The sequence below is a fragment of the Rhizobium leguminosarum genome (assembly GCF_002953715.1).
GTDB lineage: Bacteria > Pseudomonadota > Alphaproteobacteria > Rhizobiales > Rhizobiaceae > Rhizobium > Rhizobium leguminosarum_V.
The window spans coordinates 2,932,340-2,949,830 of the sequence record NZ_CP025012.1; the positions used below are offsets into that span (position 1 = coordinate 2,932,340).

The window sequence follows — 17,491 nt, forward strand, 5'->3', positions numbered from 1 at the left end:
ACTCAATAAGACACCAGCAAGGCCGATCCGCCCTCCCCGAACTTCGGCTCGATACCGAGAATGGGGGCCGCGCGGCTGATGATCTCGCGGGCGATCGGGCCGGCGGTACCGGCGGAGATCGTCCCGCCATAGGCCTTCTCGCCGGTCTTCGGCTCGTCGCAGAAGGTGATCACGGCATATCTGGGATCGTTGATCGGGAATGCGGCGATGAAGGAATTGAAATTCAAGGTCGCCGAATAACGCCCGTTCACCACCTTGTCGGCCGTGCCGGTCTTGCTGCCAACGGAAAAGCCCGGCACGCGGGCGACGCGCCCGGATCCCTTGTAGCCGTTGAAGTCAAGCAGATAGCGGATCTCGTCGCTGGTGGTCTTCTTGATCACCTGCGTGGCGATCTGATCGGCCTGTTCGCGTGTGCGCGGCAGGAATGTCGGCTCGATCAGCTTGCCGCCGTTGACGAGAGCGGCAGCCGCCACCCCTGTCTGCAGCGCCGTCGTCGAGACGCCATGGCCGAAGGAAATCGTGATCGAATTGATCTTCTTCCAGACGCGCGGCTGGCTCGGCATCTTCACTTCGGGCAGCTCGGTCTGCATCTTCGTCAACAGGCCGAACTTGGTCAGATAGTCCTTCTGCGCGTCGATGCCGACGATGTCGATGACGCGCGCCGTTCCGATATTCGAAGAATATTGGAAAATTTCGGGAACGGTCAGCCAGCGGCGCTGCCCATGAAAATCGTGGATGGTGAAGCCGCCGATATAGATCGATTTGCTGGCATCGAAACTGTCGGTCATCTTCACCTTGCCGCTATCGAGCGCCATGGCCAGCGAAAAGGTCTTGAAAGTCGAACCCATTTCGAAGGTGCCGTTGGTCATCCGGTTGAGCCAACCCTCCTTGGCGCCTTCCTGCGGATCGTTCGGATCGAAATCCGGCGCCGATGCCATCGCCAGCACTTCTCCTGTATGCACGTCGATGACCGCGGCACCGGCGCCCTTGGACTGAAAGTTGTTGACGGCGTTGACGACCGCGTCCCGGACGATGTTCTGCACGCGCAGGTCGATCGATAGCCGCACTGGCTCGAGCGGCTGGTCGCTGGTCATGCCGACCGAGGCGAGATCGGCAAGCCCCTGGTCGTCGATAAATTTCTCCATGCCGGCGACACCGCGGTTGTCGATGTTGACGTAACCGAGGATATGCGCGGCGGTCGAGCCGCCCGGATAGAAGCGGCGCTTCTCCGGCCGGAAGCCGATGCCGGGAATGCCGAGCGCCAGGATCTGGCTCTGCTGCTTCGGCGTCAGCTGCCGGCGCAGCCAGGCGAAATGCGAGGTCTTGACCGACAGCTTCTTATAAGTGTCCCTGACGTCGAGCTCGGGCAGCACTGTCGCAAGTTTCTCGACCGCCTCGTCGGCGTCGACGATCTTGTTCGGTTCGGCAAACAGCGAGACGGTGCGGATGTCGGTCGCCAGCACCTCGCCGTTGCGATCGAGAATGTCGGGGCGCGAGGCCATCAGCCGGTCGGGCGGCAGAATGCTGGAGACGACCTCCTGATCCTTCATCGCATATTCGACGAGACGGCCGCCGATGACGGCGTAGACACCCATGAAGCCAAGGATCAGCAGGCCGACGCGGCTTTTTGCCTGCCCCGATTTCTTCTTGCGCGATCCCTCGATCGCCAGGCCGGCGGGGGAAGGACCGCCGAACCGGTTATAGACGCCGGCGGAGAAATGCGCCTGGCTCTTCAAAACCATGATCCGGGAAAGAAACGACATTATTCCTCCACCGATCCGGTTTCGATCTGGTCTGCATCCTCTGCCTCGCCGCGTGGCGCAGGCATCGGAATGGGCTGCGCCTTGGCAGTGGCTTGCGCGCCCTTGGCGGTGTCTGGCGCGCCTTTGGCGCTGGCCACGGTCGCACTCTTGGCGCTGGCCACAGTCGCGCCTTTGGCGCTGGCCACGGTCGCGCCTTTGGCGCTGGCCTTGGCCTCCGTCACGTCAGGCACGGGAACCTCGGATTTCAGCATCGGCAATTCCTTGGCATGCACGAGCGCCGTCGATTCCGTCGGCTGCAGCTTCAATTCGTCATTATAGGCCTTGACCAGCCGTTCCAGCCGGTTCGGCTGCGATTGCAGCGCCCAGTCGGCCTTGAGAAGGTCGATCGTGTCCTTCTCAAGCTTGATCTCGGCTTCGAGGCGATGAACCTCCTCGAGCTTCAATTCAGCGCGGTGCTTGATCGTGTAGGTCACGGCGGCGGTGGCCGTCATGACGCCAATGAGCACGAGATCGAACGTTTTCAGCATATCAACCACCAAGCTTTCCGAGACTGGCAAGATTGGGAAACCCGAAGAGCGACATATCCGCGGCTTCGGCGGCGGCGTCCGTCCTCAGGCCGGCGCGCAGCTTGGCGGAGCGGGCGCGCGGATTGATCTCGGCCTCCGCCTCGCTTGCCGAAACCATCGGCTTGCCGATAGCCGCAAAGGTTGCCGCCCGCTCATGCGCGACCGGCAGATGCCGCGAACCCGACGCCTTGCCGGCGCGGTCGGAGAAGAATTTCTTGACGATGCGGTCTTCGAGCGAATGAAAGGTGACGACGACAAGCCGCCCGCCCGGCTTCAGCGCCGTTTCCGCCGCAAACAGCGCCTGCGCCAGTTCGCCGAGCTCGTCGTTGACGAAGATGCGCAATGCCTGGAAGACGCGCGTTGCCGGATGGATCTTGTCCTTCATCTTGCGCGGCGTAACGAGCTCGATGAGACCGGCGAGATCGCGTGTCGTTTCAAATGGCTTTTCGGCGCGGCGCTTCTCGATCGCATGCGCGATGCGCGGCGCCTGGCTTTCCTCGCCGAGAAAATGGAAGATGCGGATGAGATCGGCGACCTTGGCGCGGTTGACGACATCGGCGGCCGACACACCTTCGGCCGACATGCGCATGTCGAGCGGTCCGTTCTTCTGGAAGGAGAAGCCGCGCTCGGCCTCGTCGATCTGCATGGAGGAGACGCCGATATCGAGCACGACACCATCGAGCCCGCCCTGCGGCGCATGATCGGCGAGATGCGAGAATTGCGAATGAACGAGCTTGAGACGCCCACCGTGGGCGGCGATCATCGCCTGCCCCGAAGCAATCGCCGTCGGATCGCGGTCGAGCGCAATCACCTCGGCGCCGGCCGCAAGGATGGCCGAGCTGTAACCGCCCGCACCGAATGTACCATCGAGGATGAGTTTGCCGGGCGCGGGCGCCAGCGCCGCAATAACTTCTTCGAGAAGAACAGGAATGTGACGAACCGGTCCGCCACCGGCATCAGTTGAACCTCCGCCAGGATTCGCCACCATTCCATTCCCTCGTTCTTTCAGGAACGCTTGCCCGCCAGCTTGCGCTCCCCTCGTGCTTGCGCCTGTGCGGCCACAAAAGCCTGCGGCTGCCAGAGCTGAAAATGATCCGCCCGACCGACGAAGGTCACTTCGTCCGAGATACCGGTGAAGCCGCGAATGAAATCCGTGACCATCAGCCGCCCCTCGGCGTCGAGCTTCATGAAGACCCCGCCTCCATGAATGAGAAGCGACATCTCGTTCGCATCCGGCGAAAACGGATCCTCCGCAGCAATCTGCCGTTCGAATCTTTCGAGAAGATCCGGACCGCCGATGCTGATCGCCGGAAACACAAAGTCCTGGAAGCAATAGAGCTCCTGAACATTGCGCTGCGCCAGCACGGAACGAAACGCCGAAGGCACGGAAACCCTGCTCTTGGCATCGATCTTGTTGGTCGCGTTCGAAAGGAAGCGGTTCATGACACGAAACATCCGTTCCCGCAGGGATCCGGACCAAAAGACGCCCGAAACTCCCGATATCAGGCACAGCTTCGCAAGCCGGATGAGCAAAAACCCCTCCGACGCTTCCGGAGAGGAAGGCGCCTTTGCTTTGCGATGAATGGGCAGGTGATTGCCCTGGTGCAGTGCGCATTTGGGATAGCATGGGACCATATGGGCGTCAATGGGATGCGCCCATTTTGCAACGGACGCATGATCAAAAATTTATAAGCCGTTAAGTTTAACAAAGGGTTAGCATCGCCATCTTACAAACGACACGTACTGGTGGCTCCACGAGAAAAATCCACCCGGGGGTGCATGAACATCCGCTTGATAACAGTCGGTTTCAGCGACTTACGGTGAAAATCCGGCCGACGCGCCGCAAGATGTTAATCGCCAGTTGGCCTGTAAGCCGGGTTCTGTAAGGCTCCGGCGTGAACCGGAACGTGGCAGCCATTCCTCTGGGACAGCGTTCGCACGCTGCCTCGCGCAACCCACCCGGATGACTGGCCTGGAAACCGGCCGGAAGGCCTTTCGGCCTGCCGCATCATCCCTATTCGGTCTTGCTCCCGGTGGGGTTTACCGTGCCATTTCCGTTGCCGGAGATGCGGTGGGCTCTTACCCCACCCTTTCACCCTTACCTGTCATGACAGGCGGTTTGCTTTCTGTGGCACTTTCCCTGAGGTCGCCCTCGCCGGACGTTATCCGGCACCGTGTTTCCGTGGAGCCCGGACTTTCCTCACCCTACCGCCTTTCGGCATTGGTAAAGCGCGGCTGCCCAGCCAACTGGCAGGGCTCCCATAAACGAGAGAGATCGCAATTGCTATCGAAATAAATGATATCGCTTAGAGCAATTCCAGCAAAAGTACGCAGCGGTTTTGCGTCCGCAATTGCGTAAGAACAAAAGAGCGAGCACTTCCGTGATTCGCAGAAAAACGGAAATGCTCTAGCGAAATTGCGGCGTGAAATCCGTGGAATAGCCCTCTTCGCTGATTCCGCCTGATAAAAGCAGCTCGGCCCCAAGCCGGCCGATTTCGTCCGAGCTCTTGGCCGACGTGCCGGCGCAGCCCGTCAGCACCGCGATCTCGGGCGAGGAGGTATAGCCAATCATCGGATAGCCGCTTTCCGTATGCGACACGACGCAGGCCGCCGTCGAAATCGAAAGCGGCACGATATTGGGCACAAGACCTTCAACGATGCGTTTGAGATGCGCGCGCACCGTATCGCGCCCCTCGGTCTTGAACCAGGCGCGCATCCCCGCGTCGTCGCTGAGCACCAGATCGTCAGGATCGCCGCCGATCTTCAGATAGAATTTGCCGTCGGGATAGCGGATCGGCGGCAGCAGGTAGATATCGATGCCGGGCGCCCTGAGAATGAGCGACGGCATCGCGGCCAGGCGCACCGCGTCGGCCTCGCTGACTTCAAAGAGCGTCACGGTCCGGGCATAAACCGTCATGGCAACCGGCCGCGGCAACAGATTCTTCGCAATGGAAAATCCGCCCGCTGCCAGCAGCACCTTTGCACCGCGATAAGTGCGGCCACCGGCCGTCTCGACAACAGCCGACCCACCCTCGCTCCTGATCGAAACAACGTGATCGCGGATGACGGCAGCACCTGCCTTTTCCGCCAGCAGCGATTGGGCTTTCACAAGCTTGCGCGGACTGATATGGCCGGCCCCCCTCGCCTCGAAGACGCCCGTACCCCCATCAGGAAAGGCGAAGAAGGGAAAGGCGGCCTTCAGCCCGGCCTCATCGAGAAGGCTGGTTTCGACGCTCAGCGAAATGGCGGCCCGCCGGGTCTTCTCGATATAATCGCCTCCGGTCGGCGCGACGACGACGCAGCCGACCTCCCGATAGAAATCGATACCGCTGTCGCGGGCGATCTCGCCATAACGGCCGATCGAGCGGTTGGCGAGCAGTGCCCAATTGCGGTCGGGATCGATGGTACGAGTGATGCGCCCCTCGTCATAATGGCTGGCGAAGACGCCCTGATGCGCCTTGCGATCATCAGGCTCGTCCGGGCCAATCACCGCGACACCGTCCACTTGGCGCGCCAGATGCCGCGCCGCCGCTGCCCCCATCAGCCCGCGGCCGACGACGATGTATTTGAAATCGACTGCCATGCTCTTTCCTCTCAACAGCCCAGCGCGTCTTTTCAGACGCGCAAAGGACGCTGCAACACTTTGAATTGCTGCATAATTCCTTAAGTCGATTCCGATTATAAGGAATTACGCAGCAGCGAAAACCGGCGTCAGTGCGCCGCCGAAATCCACTTCGCCGAGCTGCCCTTCCGCCAGCAGCACGGCCCCTAAGCGGCCGAGCTCGTCGGAGGATTTGGCCGCGACGAAATTGCCGCCGGTCAGCACCGCGATGCGCGGCGACTGCGTAAATCCAGCATAGGGATAACCGGTCGGCGTGAAATTCGCCACACAGGGCGCCGATGTGACAGGGCAGCCGGCAAGCTCCGGCATCAGCTGCAGGGCGACACGCGAGAGATGATCGCGCTCGGCAGCATTGCCGTCGGAACGGAACCACGCGCCGGCATCCTCCAACTGGCTAAAGGAAAGCGCCTCAGTGTCGCCACCGAGCTTCAGATAGGTCTTGCCGTCGGGATAACGCACCGGCGGCAGGATATAGATGTGATCCTCTTCCCGGTCACCGAGCACGATCGTCGACGGCATGCCGCCGAAAACCGCCATCTCGCGCTCGCCGAGTTCGTAGAACGCGACCGTGCGCGCCATAACCCTGGTATCGACCGGACGCGGCAGCAGAGCATGGAAATTGCTGAATCCGCCTGCGGCCACCAGCACACGTTCGGCGCTGTAGCTTCTGCCGCCAGCCGTCACCTCGACATGGGAACCCGCATCGCTCACCGATGTTACGGTGGCCTCGATCAGCGAGACGCCGCCCTGTTCGGCAAGCTTGGCTTGCGCGCGCACCAGCGCCCGCGGGTTGATGTACCCAGCGCGTTTGCGCTCTAAATATCCGCTGAAATCAGAATCGACATTAAGATAGGGAAAACGTTGGCCGAGTTCCGACCGCGCGATGGTCTCGATATCGCTGCCGAGTGTCCGGCTGACGGTCAGCGCCCTTTTGATATAGTCCTGCTCGCCCTTCTCAGGAACGGCAAAGAGGCAGCCGACCTCCGAATAGAAGGAAATGCCGCTCCTTGCCTCGATCTCGTGGTAGCGGTCGAGTGAGCGGGCGGCGAAGGTTCCCCAGGCAAGATTGCCGTCGAAGGTGCGGGTGATGCGCGCTTCGTCGTAGTGGCTGGCGAAGACCCCGTAATAAGCTTTGCGCTCCTCAGGCTCGCGCGGGCCGATGAGCGCGATGCCGTCGGCCGTCGAGGAGAGATGCCGTGCGGCGGCGGCACCCATCATGCCGCGTCCGATGATGATAAACCTGAAATCGACTGCCATATCCCACCTCGTTTCAAGGTGGGATATCACGGCAAGCGCACTGATTCACATTGCAAAATTGCCGCAAGGAAATTTCGTCGGGACGCGTCGGGCTATGCTCAGTCGAGCATCGCCAGGACCTTGCCGCAATAGGTCTTCGACACCGGGTTCATGCGCGTGGCGGCATGGCCGGCATTGTATTTCAGGATGGTGTTGCAGGTCTGCCCGCCGCCGAGCTGATGGGCAGCCGCCAGATACTTCATGCCGTATTTGATGTTGGTCTCCGGATCGAACAGGCCCTTCTTCGAGCCGGAATAACCCATCATCCGCGCCGTCGCCGGCTTGATCTGCATCAGGCCGACTTCACCGGCGCTGCCGCGGGCGTTCGGATTGAAATTGCTCTCGACGCGCACGACAGCCTGGGCAAGCGCGACGGGCACGTCGTATTCAGCGGCATATTTGTTGATCAGTGCGGCATAGGGAATGCTCGTGGAAAAATCCGGCATGGCATAGCCGCTCTGGCGATCGACGGTTTTCAGCGAGATGGTTTCGGCCCGGACACCCCAGTCATCGCCAGCCAAGGCAAAACTATATCCCGCCAGCAGCATGCCAACGCATGCCGCAGCACCAACAATCATATTCTTCATGTAGTCTCTTCACTCCGACCCAAAGAATTGCAGGACTGCGCGCCTCGCTGTCATCCGGTCACACGCAACCAAGAACTGGTCGCGTTCCGCAGCAATTCTTATCGTTTCATTTGGCGCTCATGGTTACACTTGAAAAAGCCGCGAGCGCTGTTCAGCGGGCGTTCTTAGACCATCGCAATGAGGAGATAATAGGGAAATGATGTGGCGAGGCGGTTTTCTCGCCGGTCGTCAGAAAACCCTCCTGATATCCGGCTCTTCCGGTCAGGAATAACGCGGCAGCGCCGACAGCAGCCGGTGCAGCGTGTCGATCGTCGAGAAATCGGCGATGCCATCTACCCGTTGGGGCCGGAAATGGCGCTGGAAAGCTTCCACGTCGCCTGCCGTCTTTTCGGAGAATTCACCCGTGATTTCAGTGCCGTAACCATAGAGTGACAGCATCGATTGCAGCGCCTCGACAGGCTGGCCTGTATCGCCGCGCTGGAAGAAGCGCCCGCCGGTGATCGTTGCCGGCTCGACCCAGTGCCCGATGCCCGCCCCGTGGAGCGCGGCCCAGGGGAATTTCTCACCCGGATCGACCTTGCGGATCGGGGCGACATCGGAATGCCCGAGCACCCGTTCCGGCACGATCGACCAACGTTTGACACAGTCGCGACACAATTCGATCACCGCGGCGATCTGCTCTTTCGGATAATCAGGGAGCCCGCCGGGATGGCCGGCATTGGCGATCTCGATGCCGATCGACAGAGAATTGATGTCCGTCTCGCCGTGCCAGCTGCTTTTCCCCGCATGCCAGGCACGCCGTGTTTCCGGCACGAGCTGCACCACCTCGCCGTTCTCATGCACAAAATAGTGGCTGGAAACCTGGCTCTCGGCGCGACAGAGCCAGTCGAGCGCGCCATCTGCCGTCGGCATGCCGGTATAGTGCAGCAGGATCATATCGGGATGGCGCCCGTCCGCCCGCTCGCCATGGTTCGGCGAAGGCTGCACGCGGGCGCTGCTGCAGTCGGCCTCGAAAGAGGTCATGCGGCGCGGCGTTCCTTCTCGATCGCCTCATAGGCGGCGTTCAGCGCCGCCATGCGCTCATTGGCGATCACATGGAATTCCTTCGGCACGCCGCGCGAGATCAGCCGGTCGGGATGATGTTCGCTGACGAGGCCGTGGTAGCGGCGGCGGATGGTCGGGAAATCGTCCGAAGGCGAGACGCCGAGCACCTTGTAGGGATCGCCGCCGGATGAGACGTGTCGGGCGGCGATCTGCTCGAACCGGGTCTCGCTCATCTCGAAGATCTCGCCGATATGACGCAGGAAATTCAGTTCCTTCTCGTGGATCAGCCCATCGGCCTTGGCGATGTGGAAGAGGCCGTCGAGCACGTCTTCCAGCACCGTGCAATTGGCTGCGCAAGTAACGCAGAGCGTGGAAAGCCGTTCGGCATAGGCTTCGTAGCCGGCGACGTCCTGGCGCGCGAGGTTGTAAAGCCTGGCGACGTTCTTTGCCTGATCCTGCGGGAATTCGAAGATTTCGCGGAAGGCTTCGACCTCCTTCTCGCTGACGATGCCGTCTGCCTTGGCCATCTTGGCCGACAGCGCGATGATCGCCACGGAGAAAGCCACTTTACGCCGGGTCTCGGGATCGCCTTCGAAAACCGTGCGGATAGCCTCGACCACCGCAGACAGTGCATTGCCTGCGGTATTGCCAATGGCATTCAACAGTTTTTCCCAGAAGGACATCGAAAATCTCACACACTTGTCAACTTATAGAGAAACAGCTTGACCAAAGAATCGTAGCCTTTGCAAGGCGACTATTGGTCGTAGGGCCGAACACAGTTTTCACGATTTGGTAATTGTCGCACCGCAGCAAACGATTCATCGCCCCGCTTCGTCTTGCCTTAGGGCCTGGCTAGCGGTCGCCGCCCCCGGCCAGGCACGTAGGCTGCCGAGCGCGCGATGGAAATTTCCACAACAGTTCCCGACAGGCAGACCGGGCTTGAAACGATTATATCCGCACTTCCAGTCGCCTTTGCAGTCCAGCACGGCAGAAAGGCGCATTTTTCGTAAATTCTTTACTTTACAGGGCCCTTTCCCTGCCGCATCCATGCGCTAGCTAACGCTGCCGCACCGAAACACCGTAGGAGGGATCATGGCCAAACAGAAAGTCGCAATGCTGACCGCCGGAGGCCTGGCGCCCTGTCTTTCATCCGCCGTCGGCGGCCTCATCGAACGCTACAGCGACATCGCGCCCGATCTCGACATCGTCGCCTACAAGTCCGGCTACCAAGGCGTGCTCATCGGCGACAGCCTCGAGATCACCCGCGAGATACGCGAAAAGGCGCCGCTGCTGCACCGCTACGGCGGCTCGCCGATCGGCAATAGCCGCGTCAAGCTGACCAATGCCGCCGACTGCGTCAAGCGCGGCCTAGTCAAGGAAGGCGAGAACCCGCTGCGGGTCGCCGCCGAACGCCTTGCCAATGACGGCATCACCATTCTCCACACGATCGGCGGCGACGACACCAATACCACGGCCGCCGACCTTGCCGCCTACCTCGCCGCCAACGGCTACGATCTCACCGTCGTCGGCCTGCCGAAGACTGTCGACAATGACGTCGTGCCGATCCGCCAGTCGCTCGGCGCCTGGACGGCCGCCGAAGTCGGCGCGCTTTTCTTCGACAATGTCAGCAACGAGCAGACTGCCGCCCCCCGCACCCTCGTCATCCACGAGGTCATGGGCCGCCATTGCGGCTGGCTGACGGCCGCCACCGCCCGCGCCTATCTCCAGCGCACCAGCCCCAATCAGTATGTCGATGGCTTGATGATGGACGCACGTCTGAAGAGCATCGACGCCGTCTACCTGCCTGAGATGGCCTTCGACCTCGACGCCGAGGCCGCCCGCCTGAGGGAAAGCATGGACCGCAACGGCCATGCCACGGTCTTTGTCTCGGAAGGCGCATGCCTCGACGCCATCGTCGCCGAGCGCGAAGCCGCCGGCGAGACCGTCAAGCGCGATGCCTTCGGCCATGTGAAGATCGACACCATCAATGTCGGCGCATGGTTCCAGAAGCAGTTCGCCAATCTCTTGAACGCCGAGCGTTCCCTCGTGCAGAAATCAGGCTATTTCGCCCGCTCGGCGCCTGCCAACGGCGACGACCTGCGGCTGATCCAGAGCATGGTCGATCTCGCCGTCGAAAGCGCGCTCAATAAAGTCTCCGGCGTCACCGGCCATGATGAAGGCCAGAACGGTAAATTGCGCACTATAGAATTCCCGCGCATCAAGGGCGGCAAGGCTTTTGACCTTTCAACGGCATGGTTTGCCGAAGTCATGGACAATATAGGCCAGAAATACAAAGAAGCGTGATTGACGGATGGTTAATATGATGTCTTTGCTTGTTCCCGAGGAATAGGAGGAGACACCATGTCACTTGAAGCTTGGCTCGCTTTTGCGGCGGCATCCGCCATCATGCTGGCCATACCGGGACCGACGATACTGCTCGTCGTTTCCTATGCGCTCGGTCATGGACGCAGGACGGCGTTTGCGACGGTGGGCGGCGTGGCGCTCGGTGACTTCACCGCGATGACCGCTTCTCTCTTCGGTCTCGGTGCCGTTCTGGCCGCCTCCGCGACCCTCTTCACCGTGTTGAAGTGGATCGGCGGCGCCTACCTGATCTGGCTGGGAATCAAGCTCTGGCGGGCTCCCATCATCGGCGAACCGATTGCCGACAACGACAATCTGCCAGAGGAGAAGTCGGTCAAGATCTTCCTCCACGCCTATGTTGTCACCGCCCTCAATCCGAAGAGCATCATCTTCTTCGTCGCTTTCGTGCCGCAGTTCCTCAATCCGGCCCTGCCCTTCCTCGGCCAGATGGCGATCATGGAAGCGACCTTCCTCGTGCTGGCGATCCTCAACGCTTCCACCTACGCCTTTCTTGCCCATGCCGCGCGCGGACTGATTCGCAAGGCGAGCATCCAGCGCGCCGTGAACCGAACCGGAGGCACTCTGCTGATCGCTGCAGGTGCCGTAACGGCCGGGTATCGCCGTATTGCAGCCTAGTAATATTCCGTGGTTGCCGGAATGCCACGAATAGGTTAATGGGGTCGCCAGGGCTTAAGGATTTTGGTAACTTTTATACGCTGCCGGGGCGGCGCGATTTCACGAAAGTGGCGGAATGGTAGCGATCGGATTATCCGGCCTGAAACGCAGTCTTGTCGTTTCCACGATACTCTGCGGCGTGATGACGGGATGTTCGAGCGTCGAATACACGTCCCAGGCCGAACTGACAGCCGCCCAGACGGTCGTGCCGATGCCGAAACCCGGCGAAGATGCAACACTCGCCGCGATCCCGACAGCCGAAGGCGCAGCTGTCGCTGGCGCCACCCTTCCTCAGGCATCATCCCCCTCCCTGACCGCAACGGCGATGCCGGCCGTGCCAACCTCCCAGCCTGCCGATCTCGCCATGCAGGCAGGCATACAGCCGGCAGCCTACGCGCAGATTCCGCTGACGCCCGAGATGACGGCGATCCAGTCGGTCGTGCCGACGCCGCGTCCGGGAGCGCCCGCGCAGCCGACGACGCAGCTTGCCTTTGCCGCGACACCGCAAAACAGCGCGCTTGCAGCACTTGCCGCAGTTGACACCACGCCACGCGCCAGCATGGATTACGGTTTCGACGAATCCGGGCCGATCGATCCGCCGACGGCGCCCCCGATGTTCAGCGACGACGACAAAGACGATGCGCCGACGGTCGAGAAGAGCTTCGTCACCAAGCTCATCGCCAAATATTCGAAGGTCTACGAGATTCCCGAGACGTTGCTCCACCGCATCGTCCATCGCGAGAGCCGCTATAATCCGAAGGCCTACAACAAGCGCGGCTATTTCGGCCTCATGCAGATCAAGTACAACACCGCCAAGTCCATGGGCTATGACGGTGCCCCGGGCGGCCTCTTCGATGCCGAGACCAACATCAAATATGCCGCGAAATATCTGCGCGGCGCCTGGCTCGTCTCCGACAGTAAGGAAGACGATGCCGTCCGCCTCTATGCGCGCGGCTATTATTACGACGCCAAGCGCAAGGGCATGACCGACATCGCCCAAGGTAATTATTGAAACCTGGAGATAACGGCTGAAGCCCCGGCCTATGGCTGCGGCTGTGTCTGCCGTTGCGATCCCGCCTGCTGTTGCGGCCCACCCGGTTGCGGCAATGCAGCCAGGATCGCCTTGAGCAGCACCTGCGGCTGGTAGTCGAGCCGGCTCGGCGTCAGGCCAAGCCTGACGACCACCAGATTGGCGGAAGGCACGATCGCCACGCTCTGCCCGTCATGCCCCGTCAGCCAGAACGTATCCTCCGGCAGCCCGAACGCGGCGCTTGGGCCGCCAGGAGCGAGCCAGGCTTGGCCTTGCGTATAACGCCCGTTCGACGCTGCCGTCGGGGTGCGCATAGCGCCGACGAAACCCTCCGGCAACAGCCGCTGGCCGTTCCACACGCCATCCTGCAGCAGGAACTGCCCGAAGCGCGCCCAGTCATGCGCCGTCGCATAGAGATAGGAGCTTCCGGCAAACGTGCCGCGCGCATCGAGTTCGAACACCGCGCTCGTCATGCCGAGCGGCGAAAACAATGCATCGTGCGGATAGGAAAAGGCCGCTTGCGCATTGCCGACCCTGTCCATCCAGATGCGCGAGAGCAGCACGGCCGTGCCGCTCGAATAGCGAAAGCGTTGGCCGGGTGCCGCCTCCATCGGTGCATTGGCCGGCAGCGATACCATGTCGGGATCGAGATAGAGCATGCGCGTCACATCGGCGACGTCACCATAGTCCTCGTTGAAGGCAAGGCCGCTCTCCATGCCGAGCAGGTCGGAAACCTTGATTCTGGCGCGCGCATCGTTCTTCCACTGCGCCAACAGATTATCATCGTCGAAGGAGATCTTGCCGCCGAGCATCAGCCGGCCAAGGACCGCCGCATTCACGGTCTTTGTCATCGACCAACCGATTAGCGGCGTCTTTGCCGAGAAGCCGGGGCCATAGGCCTCAGTGACGATACGGCCATTGCGCACTACGACGATCGCCCGCATTGCCGGGCCGGCAACTCCGGCATCGGCAAGCAGCGCAGCGACCTTCCCGTCCGCCGGATTGTCGATGCCCTCGCCCTCCGGCCACAATGCGTCATTCGCCTGCATCTTGGCCGGCGGATCGAAGGGCGCCGCATTCGCCGCCGCCTCGAAATTACCGTCCGGCACGCTCGCGCAGCCGAAAGCGCCGCGATAGAGCGCATAACTCGGCGCAAACAGTCCCATGAAGCGCGCCGTCACGCGGTCGTTGTCGCGGTCGACGCTGACACGCACCAGCCGCAGCAGCGGATTTCCGGGCGCCTGGACATCGTCATGAAGCACATCCTCGGCCCCCCGGCCGGCGATGAAGACATTGGAGCAGACGATCTTGGCGGCATAGCCGTCGCCGACGCTAAGCAGTTCCGGCGGCCGGATGAAGAGCCAGCCGGCGGCAGTGATGACGAGGAGAACGAGAAGGAGAGCAAGCGCCTTCAGGATACGCAGGACAAATCGCATGGCATTCCTCCATGCCGGTAGAGAAGCAGGAATCACACGCGCCGGAAAGGGGCCGAAGCGAAGAAGGCCCATCGTCCCGATCACTTTCCCAGGAGAGCCATCCCGGTCGCTCGCCCGAGGAGGTCGAAGTCTCCCCGGAATGGCGCCCCCCACAGCCCGCGTCATCAAACTGTAGCAGAGGCGCGCTACACGCCCTGAACGCTAAAAAGGTGACAGACTCATGTCAGAATTTGCACCGGATGCCGGCTTCCGCAAGAACCGGAAACTCAAGGACGCCCTTCTCCGCCACAAGGCTTTTTCGAAGGATGGCTTTTCCGAGCGTCTCTTCGGCCTTCTCTTCTCCGGCCTCGTCTATCCGCAGATCTGGGAGGATCCGGATCTCGACATGCAGGCGATGGAGCTGAAGCCCAACCATCGCATCGTCACCATCGGCTCCGGCGGCTGCAACATGCTCGCCTATCTCTCCAAGGCGCCGGCCTCGATCGATGTCGTCGATCTCAACCCGCACCACATCGCGCTGAACCGTCTGAAGCTTGCCGCTTTCAAGAACCTTCCAGGCCATGCCGATCTCGTCCGCTTCCTGGCGATGCCGAACGAGAAGTCGAACAGCCGCGCTTACGACCAGCATCTCGCCGCCCGCCTCGATGAGGCGACCCGCAGCTACTGGAACGGCCGCAAGTTCGGCCGCCGCCGCGTCACCGTCTTCGACCGCAACATCTACGAGACCGGCCTGCTCGGCCGCTTCATCGGCGCGGCCCACCTTCTTGCCCGGCTGCATGGCGTCAAGCTGCGCGAGATGACCAAGACCCGCTCGATCCGCGAGCAGCGCCAGTTCTTCGACGAGCAGATCGCACCGCTCTTCGAAAAGCCGGTCGTGCGCTGGATCACTGGTCGCAAGAGCTCGCTCTTCGGCCTCGGCATTCCGCCGCAGCAATATGATGAACTTGCAAGCCTTGCCGCCGATCATTCGATCGCGCCGGTGCTGAAGCACCGCCTGGAAAAGCTCGCCTGTCATTTCCCGATGAGCGACAATTACTTCGCCTGGCAGGCCTTCGGCCGCCGCTACGGCACCGAAGCGGAAGGCCCGCTGCCGACCTATTTGAAGTCGGAGCACTATCAGGTGATCCGCGCCAACGTCGACCGCGTCAACGTCCACCACGCAAGCTTCACCGAGCTTCTGGCCCGCGAGCCGGCCGCCTCGCGCGACCGCTACATCCTGCTCGACGCACAGGACTGGATGACGGATGAGCAGTTGAACGACGTCTGGACGGAAATCACCCGCACGGCGCGTGAAGGCGCCCGCGTGATCTTCCGCACCGCCGCCGAAAAAAGCATTATCGAAGGCCGCCTGGCTCCGGCGATCCGCGACCAGTGGGATTACTTCCAGGAGAAGTCGCTTGAACTGACCGCGCTCGATCGCTCGGCAATCTACGGCGGCTTCCACATTTACGGGAAGAAGGCGTGAGCAAGGTCGGCACTGAGACGGCAGGAAAGAGCGATGAACATGCCAGCCTTATGGATGGCATGTACCGCTACCAGCGCCATATCTACGACCTGACCCGCAAATATTATCTTCTCGGCCGCGACAGCACGATCCGCAATCTCGACGTTCCCGAAGGCGGCACCCTGCTTGAAGTCGGCTGCGGCACCGGGCGCAACATGGCCTTCGCCCACAGGCATTTCCCGACCGCCAAGCTATTCGGCCTCGACATTTCCCAGGAAATGCTGATTTCGGCACGCAAGACCTTCGCCACCAAAGCGACGATCCCGGAATTCCGCGTCGCCGATGCCACGGCCTTCACGCCGCGCGAATTCGGCGTCAGCGGCTTCGACCGTATCCTGATTTCCTATGCCCTGTCGATGATCCCGGACTGGGAGCGCGCCGTCGATGCATCGATCGCCGCACTCAATCCCGGCGGCCAGCTGCACATCGTCGATTTCGGTCAGCAGGAAGGCTTGCCGGCCTGGTTCCGGCGCATGCTGCAGTCCTGGCTTGCGAAATTCCACGTCACCCCGCGCCCCGATCTGCGTGAGGTTCTAGAAGCGCAAGCCCATGAAAACAACGCGATATTGTTGTTCGATACCGTCGGCGGCGGTTATGCCTGGCGGGCTGCCATTATCAGCAAGCGCTTATAATTCGCTTGAAACTAACCGATTTTTTACGTTGATATGGTGAAAAGAGGGTTATCCTCTGCTGACTCGTCTTTTTCGAAGGTCAGGTTGTGGGGCAAAAAGATCATTCGAGTTACGACGGGACGCCCATGCGCCGGCTTTTGTTTTGCGTTTTGCCCCTGGCCATCATGCTAGCCGGCTGCACTTCTTCCGGTTATGACTATCTCGAAACGGCATCGATCAAGCCAAAGACGCGCTTCAAGGATACCGATCCGCAGGATTTCGGTCCGAAGCATCCGCAACAGAACCAGGTTCACGGCATCGATATCTCCAAATGGCAGGGCGATATCGATTGGGCCACGGTAAAGAATTCCGGTGTCGCCTTCGCCTTCATCAAGGCGACGGAAGGCAAGGACAGGGTCGATCCGCGCTTCGACGAATACTGGCGCGAAGCCCGCGCCGCCGGCATCCCGCACGCCCCCTATCATTTCTATTATTTCTGCTCTTCGGCCGATCAGCAGGCAGACTGGTTCATCCGCAACGTACCGAAGGAGGCCATGCGCCTGCCGCCGGTGCTCGACGTCGAATGGAACGCCGAATCGAAGACCTGCCGCTACCGACCCGACGCTGAAACGGTGCGCGCCGAAATGCAGCGTTTCATGGACCGGCTGGAGGCCTATTACGGCAAGCGCCCGATCATCTATACCTCGGTCGATTTCCATCGCGACAATCTCGCCGGCTACTTCCAGGATTATCATTTCTGGGTCCGCTCGGTGGCAAAACACCCCGAGGTGACCTATTCCGACCGCCGCTGGGCCTTCTGGCAATATACCTCGACCGGGGTTATTCCCGGCATCAGTGGGCCGACCGATATCAATGTTTTTGCCGGCAGCGCAAAGAACTGGAACAATTGGGTCGCGGCCGTTTCCAAGGATAGAAATTCTTAGTAACGTCTTGCGATGTTTCTTGCTTCCGTCACATTCGTCTGTGAAAGCGACG

At 61.1% G+C, this 17,491-nt stretch carries 16 protein-coding genes and 1 other RNA gene; 6 read left to right on the top strand and 11 right to left on the bottom strand.

What is annotated here, in order from left to right:
- Positions 1–2: 2 nt before the first annotated feature.
- From CUJ84_RS14845 to CUJ84_RS14890, 10 genes are all read right to left on the bottom strand, one after another.
- Complete coding sequence (locus CUJ84_RS14845) at positions 3–1,763, bottom strand: peptidoglycan D,D-transpeptidase FtsI family protein (protein WP_105006773.1); 1,761 nt, start codon at positions 1,761–1,763, stop codon at positions 3–5.
- Entirely contained in the window at positions 1,763–2,290 is a 528-nt protein-coding gene (gene ftsL, locus CUJ84_RS14850) for a cell division protein FtsL (RefSeq protein ID WP_105006774.1), read from the bottom strand. The genes CUJ84_RS14845 and ftsL overlap by 1 nt, the downstream gene beginning before the upstream one ends.
- 1 nt (position 2,291) lies before the next feature.
- Entirely contained in the window at positions 2,292–3,317 is a 1,026-nt protein-coding gene (gene rsmH / locus CUJ84_RS14855) for a 16S rRNA (cytosine(1402)-N(4))-methyltransferase RsmH (RefSeq protein ID WP_105006775.1), read from the bottom strand.
- 17 nt (positions 3,318–3,334) lie between these two features.
- Complete coding sequence (gene mraZ / locus CUJ84_RS14860; RefSeq protein WP_245457482.1) at positions 3,335–3,772, bottom strand: division/cell wall cluster transcriptional repressor MraZ; 438 nt, start codon at positions 3,770–3,772, stop codon at positions 3,335–3,337.
- A gap of 410 nt (positions 3,773–4,182) precedes the next feature.
- Positions 4,183–4,580, bottom strand: an RNA gene (rnpB, locus tag CUJ84_RS14865) — RNase P RNA component class A.
- A gap of 156 nt (positions 4,581–4,736) precedes the next feature.
- Complete coding sequence (locus CUJ84_RS14870; protein ID WP_105006776.1) at positions 4,737–5,912, bottom strand: NAD(P)/FAD-dependent oxidoreductase; 1,176 nt, start codon at positions 5,910–5,912, stop codon at positions 4,737–4,739.
- Positions 5,913–6,017: 105 nt separating this feature from the next.
- Positions 6,018–7,208 carry an NAD(P)/FAD-dependent oxidoreductase gene (locus tag CUJ84_RS14875; RefSeq protein WP_105006777.1) on the bottom strand — a complete coding sequence of 397 codons (1,191 nt, stop codon included), beginning with the start codon at positions 7,206–7,208 and terminating at the stop codon, positions 6,018–6,020.
- 98 nt (positions 7,209–7,306) lie between these two features.
- A complete protein-coding gene (locus tag CUJ84_RS14880) occupies positions 7,307–7,834 on the bottom strand; it encodes a lytic transglycosylase domain-containing protein (protein WP_105006778.1) in 528 nt (175 codons plus the stop codon).
- 261 nt (positions 7,835–8,095) lie between these two features.
- On the bottom strand, positions 8,096–8,857 hold the full coding sequence (locus tag CUJ84_RS14885; protein WP_105006779.1) for an N-acetylmuramoyl-L-alanine amidase: 762 nt from the start codon (positions 8,855–8,857) through the stop codon (positions 8,096–8,098).
- Positions 8,854–9,561 (bottom strand): J domain-containing protein, encoded by a 708-nt coding sequence (locus CUJ84_RS14890; RefSeq protein ID WP_018242874.1) that lies wholly within the window; start codon positions 9,559–9,561, stop codon positions 8,854–8,856. Before CUJ84_RS14890 ends, CUJ84_RS14885 begins: the two co-directional genes overlap by 4 nt.
- A gap of 409 nt (positions 9,562–9,970) precedes the next feature.
- Here CUJ84_RS14890 and CUJ84_RS14895 point away from each other — a divergent pair, with 409 nt between their 5' ends.
- The 3 genes from CUJ84_RS14895 (at position 9,971) to CUJ84_RS14905 (ending at position 12,926) form a co-directional block, all read left to right on the top strand.
- Entirely contained in the window at positions 9,971–11,182 is a 1,212-nt protein-coding gene (locus tag CUJ84_RS14895) for a pyrophosphate--fructose-6-phosphate 1-phosphotransferase (RefSeq protein ID WP_105006780.1), read from the top strand.
- Positions 11,183–11,239: 57 nt separating this feature from the next.
- Positions 11,240–11,875 carry a LysE family translocator gene (locus CUJ84_RS14900; protein ID WP_027683729.1) on the top strand — a complete coding sequence of 212 codons (636 nt, stop codon included), beginning with the start codon at positions 11,240–11,242 and terminating at the stop codon, positions 11,873–11,875.
- Between the two features lie 115 nt (positions 11,876–11,990).
- On the top strand, positions 11,991–12,926 hold the full coding sequence (locus tag CUJ84_RS14905; protein ID WP_105006781.1) for a lytic transglycosylase domain-containing protein: 936 nt from the start codon (positions 11,991–11,993) through the stop codon (positions 12,924–12,926).
- Positions 12,927–12,955: 29 nt separating this feature from the next.
- Here the strand turns inward: CUJ84_RS14905 and CUJ84_RS14910 are convergent, their stop codons facing one another.
- The gene (locus CUJ84_RS14910) at positions 12,956–14,380 is read right to left on the bottom strand and encodes a serine hydrolase domain-containing protein (protein WP_105006782.1); all 1,425 of its coding nucleotides are present in this window, start codon (positions 14,378–14,380) and stop codon (positions 12,956–12,958) included.
- A gap of 220 nt (positions 14,381–14,600) precedes the next feature.
- Between CUJ84_RS14910 and CUJ84_RS14915 the strand changes: the two genes are divergently transcribed.
- The 3 genes from CUJ84_RS14915 (at position 14,601) to CUJ84_RS14925 (ending at position 17,439) form a co-directional block, all read left to right on the top strand.
- Positions 14,601–15,845, top strand: a complete 1,245-nt coding sequence (locus CUJ84_RS14915) for a DUF3419 family protein (RefSeq protein ID WP_105006783.1) — start codon at positions 14,601–14,603, stop codon at positions 15,843–15,845.
- The gene (locus CUJ84_RS14920; RefSeq protein ID WP_028732849.1) at positions 15,842–16,516 is read left to right on the top strand and encodes a class I SAM-dependent methyltransferase; all 675 of its coding nucleotides are present in this window, start codon (positions 15,842–15,844) and stop codon (positions 16,514–16,516) included. Before CUJ84_RS14915 ends, CUJ84_RS14920 begins: the two co-directional genes overlap by 4 nt.
- Before the next feature lie 125 nt (positions 16,517–16,641).
- Positions 16,642–17,439 (top strand): glycoside hydrolase family 25 protein, encoded by a 798-nt coding sequence (locus CUJ84_RS14925; RefSeq protein ID WP_018242881.1) that lies wholly within the window; start codon positions 16,642–16,644, stop codon positions 17,437–17,439.
- Positions 17,440–17,491: the final 52 nt, after the last annotated feature.